General features: G+C 43.6%; 11 protein-coding genes. 9 read left to right on the top strand and 2 right to left on the bottom strand.

Features of this window, described 5'->3' with window-relative positions; genetic code table 11:
- The first annotated feature begins 50 nt into the window (after positions 1–50).
- From napF to BCU12_RS21210, 6 genes are all read left to right on the top strand, one after another.
- Positions 51–545 (top strand): ferredoxin-type protein NapF, encoded by a 495-nt coding sequence (napF, locus tag BCU12_RS21235; protein ID WP_102406492.1) that lies wholly within the window; start codon positions 51–53, stop codon positions 543–545.
- 2 nt (positions 546–547) lie between these two features.
- Complete coding sequence (locus tag BCU12_RS21230; RefSeq protein ID WP_102406490.1) at positions 548–853, top strand: chaperone NapD; 306 nt, start codon at positions 548–550, stop codon at positions 851–853.
- Positions 850–3,339 (top strand): periplasmic nitrate reductase subunit alpha, encoded by a 2,490-nt coding sequence (napA, locus tag BCU12_RS21225; protein WP_102406488.1) that lies wholly within the window; start codon positions 850–852, stop codon positions 3,337–3,339. The genes BCU12_RS21230 and napA overlap by 4 nt, the downstream gene beginning before the upstream one ends.
- A gap of 87 nt (positions 3,340–3,426) precedes the next feature.
- Positions 3,427–3,882: a nitrate reductase cytochrome c-type subunit gene (locus BCU12_RS21220; protein ID WP_102406486.1), complete on the top strand. Its 456-nt coding sequence runs from the start codon at positions 3,427–3,429 to the stop codon at positions 3,880–3,882.
- Positions 3,883–3,911: 29 nt separating this feature from the next.
- The gene (locus BCU12_RS21215) at positions 3,912–4,484 is read left to right on the top strand and encodes a NapC/NirT family cytochrome c (protein WP_102406484.1); all 573 of its coding nucleotides are present in this window, start codon (positions 3,912–3,914) and stop codon (positions 4,482–4,484) included.
- A gap of 14 nt (positions 4,485–4,498) precedes the next feature.
- Positions 4,499–4,633, top strand: a complete 135-nt coding sequence (locus BCU12_RS21210) for a TIGR02808 family protein (RefSeq protein ID WP_102406482.1) — start codon at positions 4,499–4,501, stop codon at positions 4,631–4,633.
- A gap of 95 nt (positions 4,634–4,728) precedes the next feature.
- Here BCU12_RS21210 and galE read toward each other — a convergent pair whose 3' ends face one another.
- Positions 4,729–5,745 carry a UDP-glucose 4-epimerase GalE gene (gene galE, locus BCU12_RS21205; protein WP_102406480.1) on the bottom strand — a complete coding sequence of 339 codons (1,017 nt, stop codon included), beginning with the start codon at positions 5,743–5,745 and terminating at the stop codon, positions 4,729–4,731.
- Between the two features lie 313 nt (positions 5,746–6,058).
- On the opposite strand from galE, the gene BCU12_RS21200 reads away from it, so the two are divergent.
- Genes BCU12_RS21200 through BCU12_RS21190 form a run of 3 tightly spaced genes read left to right on the top strand, consistent with a single transcriptional unit; the run spans position 6,059 to position 8,473 of the window.
- Positions 6,059–6,802, top strand: coding sequence for a 5-oxoprolinase subunit PxpA (locus BCU12_RS21200; protein WP_102406478.1), 744 nt, complete (start codon positions 6,059–6,061; stop codon positions 6,800–6,802).
- Between the two features lie 31 nt (positions 6,803–6,833).
- Positions 6,834–7,520 carry an allophanate hydrolase subunit 1 gene (locus tag BCU12_RS21195; protein WP_241909889.1) on the top strand — a complete coding sequence of 229 codons (687 nt, stop codon included), beginning with the start codon at positions 6,834–6,836 and terminating at the stop codon, positions 7,518–7,520.
- Complete coding sequence (locus BCU12_RS21190) at positions 7,517–8,473, top strand: biotin-dependent carboxyltransferase family protein (protein ID WP_102406474.1); 957 nt, start codon at positions 7,517–7,519, stop codon at positions 8,471–8,473. Before BCU12_RS21195 ends, BCU12_RS21190 begins: the two co-directional genes overlap by 4 nt.
- 137 nt (positions 8,474–8,610) lie before the next feature.
- Here BCU12_RS21190 and BCU12_RS21185 read toward each other — a convergent pair whose 3' ends face one another.
- The gene (locus BCU12_RS21185) at positions 8,611–10,050 is read right to left on the bottom strand and encodes an FAD-dependent oxidoreductase (protein WP_102406472.1); all 1,440 of its coding nucleotides are present in this window, start codon (positions 10,048–10,050) and stop codon (positions 8,611–8,613) included.
- Positions 10,051–10,290 lie beyond the last annotated feature (240 nt).

Raw genomic sequence — 10,290 nt, 5'->3', positions numbered from 1 at the left:
CAAGAAATATAGGCTACCTTTAAGAGGTATGTTTTTCCCAAGGTGAAACAGTGGTAGATCTTTCTAGAAGACGATTATTTTCAAGAGCTAAAGTAGACGTCGGCTCTGTGCGCTTACCTTGGATTTCAAAGCTTGATGAGTTTGTATATGACTGTACTCGATGTGGAAAATGCGTATCGAGTTGCGAGACCAATATCATCGTAAATGGTGACGGCGGCTTTCCTACGGTCGATTTTTCAATTGACGAGTGTACGTTTTGTTATAAGTGTGCAGAGGTTTGTCCCGAATCACTTTTCAATCCTAAAAGTGATGAGCCATGGCAAGCAAAAGCAGAGATAAAAGAAACCTGTCTCGCCTATCAAAATATCGAGTGTAGAAGCTGCAGTGAGATCTGCGAGAGCATGGTGATAAGTTTTAAACCTGAATTGGGTAGGGTTGCACAACCCAAGTTAGATCTTGATATGTGCAATGGATGTGGTGCCTGTGTATCAGTTTGCCCTACATCCGCAATCAATATAAGCAATGTCAATAATAATGAGAGATAACTATGGCACTAAATGAAGTGCACATTTCTAGTTTGGTGGTTCATGTTTCTCCTGAGCATCTAAGTACGATTAAAGCGAAAATTGAAAGTTATGATAACGCTGAAATATACGGAGAAAGCCCAGAGGGAAAAATCATTGTGGTTTTAGAAACAGAAAACCAAGGATTTGTAACCGATACCATCGACGCAATTAATAATTTACCAAATGTTCTAAGTACTGTTTTGGTCTATCACCAAATTGAGCAAGGCTTAGACGATATGGACATAGACACTGGAATTAACCATTCCCACACTGAGGGTGAAGTATGAAAATGACAAGACGTGCGTTTGTGAAAGCAAACGCAGCAGCATCAGCGGCGGCTGTGGCGGGCGTAACACTGCCTGCATCAGCAACAAACCTGATTGCGAGCTCAGACCAGACTAAGATTACATGGGACAAAGCGCCTTGTCGTTTTTGTGGTACAGGTTGTTCTGTACTCGTCGGTACTCAGAACGGGAAAGTGGTTGCAACCCAAGGTGATCCTGAATCACCAGTAAACAAAGGCCTAAACTGTATCAAAGGCTACTTCCTGTCCAAAATCATGTACGGTAAAGATCGCTTAGAGCAACCGTTACTTCGTATGACCGACGGAAAGTACGATAAGAATGGCGACTTTGCTCCCGTTTCTTGGGATCAAGCTTTCGACGTCATGGCTGAGAAATGGAAAGATGCGCTTAAAGAAAAAGGCCCATCAAGTGTCGGTATGTTTGGCTCTGGTCAGTGGACCGTAATGGAAGGCTACGCTGCCGCTAAAATGATGAAAGCGGGCCTACGTTCAAACAACATTGATCCAAATGCTCGCCACTGTATGGCGTCGGCAGTAGTTGGTTTCATGCGTACTTTTGGTATCGATGAGCCAATGGGTTGTTATGACGACTTCGAGCACGCAGATTCTTTCGTGCTTTGGGGCTCTAACATGGCCGAGATGCACCCTGTTCTATGGACACGTATTACTGACCGTCGTTTAAGCTACCCACACGTTAAAGTTAATGTCCTTTCGACATACTACCACCGCTCTTTCGAATTAGCTGACACGGGTTACATCTTCGAGCCTCAATCGGATCTGGCGATTGCTAACTTCATCGCTAACTACATCATCGAAAACGATGCAGTAAACTGGGGTTTCGTCAACAAGCACACTAACTTTAAGCAAGCGACAACCGATATCGGCTATGGTTTACGTGACGACGACCCGCTTCAACAACAAGCGAAAAACCCTAACTCGGGCGATATGAGCTCTATCTCTTTCGAAGAGTACAAGAAATCTGTTGCTCCCTACACCGCTGAGTACACCACTGAGCTTTCAGGTGTACCAGAAGACAAACTTATCGAGCTTGCGAAGCAGTATGCGGATCCAGACAAGAAAGTGATGTCACTCTGGACAATGGGTGCGAACCAACATACGCGTGGTGTTTGGGTTAACAGCCTTATTTACAACCTTCACCTTCTTACCGGTAAAATCTCCACTCCTGGTAACAGCCCATTCTCTCTAACCGGCCAACCATCAGCTTGTGGTACTGCTCGTGAAGTGGGTACTTTTGCGCACCGTCTACCAGCAGACATGGTTGTCGCGAATCCAAAACACCGTAAAATTGCAGAGAAAATCTGGGACATTCCTGACGGAGTTATTCCACCTAAACCGGGTTTCCACGCCGTTCTACAAGACCGTATGCTTAAAGACGGTAAACTGAACGCTTACTGGGTTATGTGTAACAACAACCTGCAAGCCGGACCAAACATTAACGAAGAGCGTCTGCAAGGGTACCGTAACCCAGACAACTTCATCGTTTGTTCAGACCCATACCCAACCGCAACAGCGCAAGCCGCTGACCTTATTCTTCCTACTGCAATGTGGATTGAGAAAGAAGGCGCATACGGTAACGCCGAACGACGTACACAAGCTTGGTACCAACAAGTGGATACAGTAGGTGAAGCGAAATCGGATTTATGGCAAATAATGGAATTCTCTAAACGCTTCAAGATGGAAGAAGTTTGGACAGAAGAACAACTTGCTATGGCGCCACAATATCGTGGCAAAACGATGTACGACATGCTGTTCAAAAACGGACAGATTGATAAGTACCCTATCAAAGAAGCTCGTGAACTTAATGATGACGCTCACCACTTCGGTTACTACGTTCAAAAAGGGATATTCGAAGAATACGCAACCTTTGGCCGTGGTAAAGCGCACGATTTAGCCCCTTATGACGTATACCATCAAGTACGCGGATTACGCTGGCCAGTTGTCGATGGAAAAGAAACGCTTTGGCGCTTCAAAGAAGGCTCTGATCCATACGCTAAAGCAGGTTCTGATTGGGATTTCTACGGTAAACCAGATGGTAAAGCTCTGATTATTTCAGCGCCATACGAAGCGCCACCTGAGGTGCCAGATTCAGAGTTCGATTTGTGGATGTGTACAGGTCGTGTTCTCGAGCATTGGCATACAGGTACCATGACTCGCCGCGTTCCAGAGCTTTACAAGGCAGTCCCTGATGCATTGTGTTACATGCATCCAGATGATGCAAAAGCACGTGGCTTACGACGCGGCGATGAAGTTCTTATCGAAAACAAACGTGGTGAAGTTCGTATTCGTGTCGAAACTCGTGGCCGTAATCGCCCACCACAAGGGTTGGTATTTGTCCCATTCTTTGATGCGCGAATTCTCATTAACAAACTGATCTTAGACGCAACGGATCCTCTGTCAAAACAGACGGATTTCAAGAAGTGTCCCGTTAAGATCACTAAAGTTTCTTAATCGATTATTAGTGGAATTAGACAGTATGGCGGTTGGCCAATAACCAACTGCCTATCAAAGAATTAGCCATTAGGCGGAGAAAATAACATGAAAAAACTGATTACAGCGCTATTGTCAGTTGGTCTTTTATTAACTGGTGTCGCTCAAGCAGAACTTGATAATCCAGGTGGCATTGGTGGTGTTGAGTCACTACGTGGTGTGAGTGAACTTGAAGCAACGCGACCAGCTGATGATTTTAAAAAATTCCCGAGAGAACAAGCACTAGGTAGCGAGTTCGTTTATCAACCACCTTTGGTTCCTCACTCAGTGAGAGGGTATGAAGTCTCACTTAACGCAAACAAATGTTTGGCATGTCACAGCTGGAAAAATGCGAAAGAAATGGGCGCAACCAAAGTCAGTGTCACTCACTATGTCAACCGCGAAGACGCAGTTTTGGCCGATGTAGCACCTCGTCGTTACTTCTGCCTTCAGTGTCACGTTCCTCAAGCAGCCGCTAACCCGCTTATTGAGAATGAATTTAAACCTGTTGACGCGTTACGCTAATCGTAGCCGGTGTATAGAGAGGCTATTTTATGAAATTACTTAAAGCGTTCTGGAAACGCCTATCAAGCCCGAGTAAAGCTGCGGTTGGCGTTGTTTTATTCATGGGGTTTACAGGGGGTTTACTATTCTGGGGTGCCTTTAACACAGGTATGGAAGCAACCAACACAGAAGAATTCTGTTCAGGTTGTCACGCACCAATCGTTAAAGAAATCCAAGAAACCATTCACTACTCTAACCGTTCAGGCGTTCGAGCAATCTGTTCAGATTGTCACGTTCCGCATGAATGGACAGACAAAATTATCCGTAAAGTTCAGGCGTCCAAAGAACTCGTTGCTCACTTTATGGGCACGATAGATACTCAAGAGAAGTTCGAAGCAAAACGTGGTTACCTCGCAAATCGAGAGTGGCAACGTTTAAAAGCGAACGATTCTCTAGAATGTCGAAACTGTCATGAGTTTGAATTCATGGATTTCTCTGAGCAAAGCTCACGAAGTGCAAAACAACACTCAACTGCGTTAGCGTCAGGTGAGAAAACGTGTGTAGATTGTCACAAAGGTATTGCACATAAACTGCCAGACATGCATGGCATTGACGGCTGGTAATAGGGAGTCAGAAAATGAGTACATTTGAATCTGTTATCTGGCACGTACTTGGTTATAGTGCAATGCCTGTTATCATTCTCGCTGGATTTGCTGGCGTAGCCGCGGTTTGTATTTGGTTACTTTCGCTTAGCAAAGATAAAGAAGTCTAAGCGAATCCGTGATGAATTATAAAGCCACCTATAACGGTGGCTTTTTCTATAGGAATCAACAGATGAATCGAGGGAAGATTCCGCTGCTGCCAGATTTAGCTATTTGGGTAACCTTCAGGATTCGACGACTGCCAACGCCACGTATCTTGTGTCATCTCCTCAAGCGTACGTTCCGCTTTCCAATCCAGTTCTTTCATCGCTTTACTTGGGTCGGCCCAACATTCGGCTATATCGCCAGCTCGGCGATCAACAATTTTATAAGGTACCGCTTTGTTAGATGCGGCTTCAAATGCCTTAACCATGTCTAAAACACTATAACCATTGCCCGTTCCTAAGTTATAGATATGAAGACCATCCTTAGCACCCACTTTGTTTAATGCCGCTACGTGCCCCTCAGCCAAGTCGATAACGTGAATATAATCGCGCACACCTGTACCGTCGTTTGTCGGGTAATCGTTACCAAATACAGAAAGATATTCACGACGACCTACCGCTACCTGTGAAACGAACGGCATGAGGTTATTTGGAATACCCTGAGGATCTTCACCTAGCTCGCCACTCGGGTGAGAGCCAACAGGGTTAAAGTATCTTAAAAGCGTAATGCTCCAATCAGGGTTAGCTTTTTGGAAGTCAGTGAGGCACTCTTCAACCATCAATTTACTGCGGCCATAAGGATTGGTGGCACTCGTAGGAAAGTCCTCGGTGATTGGAACCGATGCAGGATCACCATATACGGTAGCTGAAGAACTAAAGACTAGGCTCTTTACACCCGATTCTCTCATGGCATCAACTAAAACTAATGTACCGTTTACATTGTTATCGTAATACTCCAAAGGCTTTTCAACTGACTCACCAACCGCTTTAAGGCCAGCAAAGTGGATTACTCGCTCAATGCTGTATTTTTTCATCACCTCAACCAGCAGCGCTTTATCTCGAATGTCACCTTGAACAAATTCTGGTTTAGATCCTGATACTTTCTGAATACGCTCTAAAACACTGCTTTTGCTGTTGTAAAGATTATCGAACACGATTGGAGTCATTCCCGACTCAATCATTTGAATGCAGGTATGGCTGCCAATGTAGCCCATTCCTCCAGTTACCAATACGTTCATTTCACTAGCCTTTGTTTATTTTTAGTCAACATTTTCATTAGTATAACCAATGACGTAGTAAGGTCATAGTCAATCACGGTACTGTTATGGCCTGTATTAACGTTGAGAATATGCCATCCAGCCTCTGCTGAAGAAGAGTGACTATTTTACGTCTCCATCTGTAAATCTTATTCCTCTCTCAATTTATCCTATCAAGCTTTTTAAACTTACGCTCCCATGTCATTATTTGATCTCACTAATCCACTCATGCTGAGATCAGATAAGCCATACTGATAGTGTCAACTGAATCGATTACGGATAATTAGAGATAGTAATGCAGAAAAATAAAATTACATTAAATTGCGATATGGGTGAAAGTTTCGGTGCGTGGACAATGGGTGCCGACGATTTGGTTATGCCCCACGTAGACATGGCTAACATTGCCTGTGGATTTCATGCATCCGACCCCAAAATAATGAGCCATACAATACAGCTTGCCGTTCAAAACCAAGTGCTCATCGGTGCTCATCCTAGTTATCCTGACCTTCAAGGCTTTGGGCGTCGTACCATGAATATTGAGCCTGAAGAGCTTTCAGACATATTGATCTATCAAATTGGGGCTCTAAAAGCGCTGTGTGAAAGCAAAAATACCACTCTAGGTTACATCAAGCCTCACGGCGCTTTATATAACGATATGCAAACTAATATCCAAATATTTGAAGCTGTGGTAGACGCAACATCCTGCTTCCACATCCCATTAATGACGTTGGCCTCACAGAATAACCAACAACGATTAGAAGTTGCCGACCGATTTGATGTCCCTTTATTATTTGAAGCATTTATTGATCGTGCTTATTTAGCAAATGGAATGCTCGCTCCAAGAAGTGCTTCGGGGTCAGTTCTCACAAGTAACGAAGATATCCTTAACCAACTTAAGCAGATAGTTCGCTACAAAAAGGTGTCTACTTTAGACGGTTTTGTCATTCCAATCGACGCGGACACGATTTGCGTACATGGGGATAACGAAAACTCAATTCAGCTTATTCAAGACATTTCTCGATTGATTAATGACAGTTAAACTGACTAATAAATATTTGGCGGAGTACATTTTGACGTTTAAATTCACAATACACCCCATAGCAGAGTGCTCTATCCTAGTTCGTTTTAATGCAAAGCCCAGTAAGGCGTTATCTCTTTACATTGGTCACTGCAGTCAGGCTCTAGATAAAAGCTTTTCAAATGTGATTATGAATGTTACCCCATCTTATGACTCAATCTTGGTCGATTACCTGCCACATAGGGTGGATATGGCTATTTTTATCTCTTTGTTAGAAGAGAGCATTAAGAAAACTGACTCCCCTGAATTAGTTGAAGATCGAATAACAACCTTACCCGCGTTCTATCATGAATCCGTTGGCCTAGACTTGCACCGTTATTACAACGAAGGCCTTTCATTAGAAGATATTATTCGACTCCATACAGACCAAGAATACACGGTAGGTGCCATTGGTTTCGCCCCAGGCTTTGCCTTTTTAACAGGCGTTCATTCGACACTTCAAAAACCTCGGTTGGAATCTCCTAGAGTCAATGTAGCGAAAGGCAGTATCGCCATTGCAAACAACCAAACGGCGGTATACCCGAACCCTTCCCCCGGTGGATGGAACATTATTGGTAACTGCCCTATCGACCTTTACAACCCAAACTCTGAAGAGATGACGCCATTTTCTATTGGAGCAACAGTTCGTTTTCGCTCGATTACTAAAGATGAATTTTTGTCTTTAGGAGGCGTTCTATGACTGTACTGAAACCCAAGAACCATAGATTAAGAGGAATTAAAGTTCATAAACCTGGCCAACTTAGTCTTATTCAAGACTTTGGTCGCTTTGGGCTCAGTCACATGGGTATAACTCAAGGAGGCCCAGTTGATGAATACGCCTATTGCTGGGCTAATCATCTTCTTGGTAATCCAATAAATTGTGCAGCTCTAGAGATAACGTTAGGTCAGGCAGACTATGAAATTCTAGAACCTTGCACGCTCTCTATAGCCGGCGCCGATCTCAATGCGACTTTAGATGGCGTTCGAATAGAAAACTGGAGTACGTTTAATGCTTCGAAAGGGCAAAGACTAAAATTTGCTTTAGCTCGAAATGGTTTAAGATCTTACCTTGCTGTCCGCGGTGGCTTTAGCGTCAAATTACAACAAGGAAGCTGTGCAACTGTCACTCGAGAAAAGTTGGGCGGTATTCATGCTGATGGAAGAGCTCTTCAGCCAGGTGATGAACTGCTATTTTCCAACCATGATCTGCTTAGAAAACATACGTCGCTCACTTTTCGATTTCAGCCAGATTACAACCTTCCCCTAAAATTAAGGGTCATAGAAAGCTATCAAAACGATAGATTTTCTGATGAAGCCATCCATCAGTTCTACAGCACAACATTTAAAGTCAGCCAGCATATTGATCGTATGGGGTACAGACTGACCAATGGAAAAGTATCCCCACCAAGTCAAGAACTGCTCAGTGAAGGGATTGCTTTGGGTTCAATCCAAGTGCCACCCAATGGAGAGCCCATCATTTTACTCCATGACCGACAAACTATCGGCGGGTATCCAAAAATTGGCTGCGTAGCTCGAATTGATTTACCACGCTTAGCCCAAGCAAGGCCCGGTCAGGCCGTTCAATTTGTGAAGGGTGATCTTCTAGGGTTGCAGGATGTTTGGTGCCAGTGGGCTAAATTTTTTGGTTTCTAAAAAACCTATATTTTTCACGAATCACAGTATTTCAGCGAACATTTCACTGCACCAAACAGTGTGCTTCACCAAACACGGTTATTCACCAAACATTCTCGCAAACAGTTAGATTAAATATCGCTCATTCGAACAGAATACTAGTTGCCAGTTTTTAGCGCTAATTCTTTCGGGTAAGCTCGAGACACCGCCAATTCAGTCGCTTTTTCCTCAACCTGAGCATAACTCAGAGATAACGATACTGGATGAATCGATTCAATACTTTGATTCGATCCGTCAACTAAACTCCAGTGACTAACTATTTTTCGGGCAGCTTCTAGTGCCGATGATCCCTTAACCACTTCGACTCTTGCGTAGTTATGGTTTTCAAAACTAACGTCAGTTGACCGTAACGTCGCATCTTCACCGGGTATTTGCTGAGCACCATAAAGTGGCTTAGCCGTAATTAAAGCCGAACCAAATGAAGGAATAAATTGCTCCATATGAGTGATTGCTTTCAGCGTTCTGGAACTCATCGCGTCGTCTTGCCAACCATGAGTGATTTTTTCGGACAACTGCTTAGGCAACTGGGGCTGAGCAGATTCGGCCGTAGAAGAAACCAATCCGTCTTTAAATAAAGTGATATCTTCTGTCATGCCATGAAGTTGGAAAACACCATTGGCATAAGGCGTGAGTTGTGCCATCCCTTTCGATGTGCCACGCGGTCCATGAAAGATAACCTCTGGCCACTCCTGATCACAATCTGCCCACTTTGTTAGGTATGCAGCTTTAAATTCAACCATGCGATTACGTTGATAGTTTGCCTTATCATCAACGGTACCCGTCTGGTAGCCACAAGCATTAACAAGATAATCAGCTTTTAACTGGAGAGCCTTATCATCAGAATTCTTGTATGTCAGTAACCAACCGTCTTCAGCATATTGAGCTCGAACCAATGTCGTGTCAGTCATTACGTTACAGTTTTCAATTTCATCCAATACCAAGGTGGCACTAGCGGCTAACCGGAAGACACTCCACCCGTATTCTTGTACCGCAATCACTGGGTATTTCAACACATCAAGCTTTGCATTTTGAGCAAAGGGAATCATCCAATCATCAAATTCAACGGGATGCTGAGTTTGATGCCTTTTACTTAGTGCTCTTAGGTCAGATTCTGTATACGATTTAAAGTAGTTTGATGCTGCCCCTAAAACCCTATTTCTAGGATCTAAGTCAATGAGGTTTTGATAGCAAGATTGAATCACGGCTAATCGATTCAAGATATCTTGTGGATCTCCTTCATCGCTTTTTGGCGTTGCTATGACCGTAGGTCTGCGATTGATTGTATGGGGAAACAAACGAACCGTATCAATCGACTGCTCCAGGAGTTCAATACACTGAGAGGCTGATATTTCACGATAGAGATTACCGCCTGCATGTAAGTGACAAATAGGAGGCCCATTGACGAGCCCCGGCCCTTTTTCAAGCAAAGCAACGGAAATGCCAAGCTCACTCAAATGGACCGCAGTTGTCGCTCCAGAGACCCCTCCACCAATAATGGCTACTCTAACGCGTTTCAGGGGCTTTACTTCATTTTCCATGGTAGACATCATTAATTTTATTCTGTGCGTATTTTAAAAGGTTAAAACTCATATTCAACCGATAATTACGTCTCAATAGCACAAGAATTTTTCGTTTGGAACAACAAAAAAACCGAAAAAAAGCTTGACGCTATAATTGTAAATAACAATTTTTACACTGTTGTGAATAACAAAATTCGGTGATGTTACGCTATCAAAGGGCTGCGCTCAGATCACGACTTATCTACAGCCTAAGTTATC

Origin of the sequence: Vibrio sp. 10N.261.55.A7 (assembly GCF_002877365.1) — a bacterium.
Taxonomy (GTDB): Bacteria; Pseudomonadota; Gammaproteobacteria; order Enterobacterales; family Vibrionaceae; genus Vibrio.
This window is presented reverse-complemented; position numbering and strand designations above follow the sequence as displayed.

Bases quoted from the DNA above. Each gene is read 5' to 3' on its own strand.
- BCU12_RS21230 (WP_102406490.1), top strand. From the start codon at position 548: ATGGCACTAAATGAAGTGCACATTTCTAGTTTGGTGGTTCATGTTTCT.
- napA (WP_102406488.1), top strand. From the start codon at position 850: ATGAAAATGACAAGACGTGCGTTTGTGAAAGCAAACGCAGCAGCATCA.
- BCU12_RS21220 (WP_102406486.1), top strand. From the start codon at position 3,427: ATGAAAAAACTGATTACAGCGCTATTGTCAGTTGGTCTTTTATTAACT.
- BCU12_RS21215 (WP_102406484.1), top strand. From the start codon at position 3,912: ATGAAATTACTTAAAGCGTTCTGGAAACGCCTATCAAGCCCGAGTAAA.
- BCU12_RS21210 (WP_102406482.1), top strand. From the start codon at position 4,499: ATGAGTACATTTGAATCTGTTATCTGGCACGTACTTGGTTATAGTGCA.
- galE (WP_102406480.1), bottom strand. From the start codon at position 5,745: ATGAACGTATTGGTAACTGGAGGAATGGGCTACATTGGCAGCCATACC.
- BCU12_RS21200 (WP_102406478.1), top strand. From the start codon at position 6,059: ATGCAGAAAAATAAAATTACATTAAATTGCGATATGGGTGAAAGTTTC.
- BCU12_RS21190 (WP_102406474.1), top strand. From the start codon at position 7,517: ATGACTGTACTGAAACCCAAGAACCATAGATTAAGAGGAATTAAAGTT.
- BCU12_RS21185 (WP_102406472.1), bottom strand. From the start codon at position 10,050: ATGGAAAATGAAGTAAAGCCCCTGAAACGCGTTAGAGTAGCCATTATT.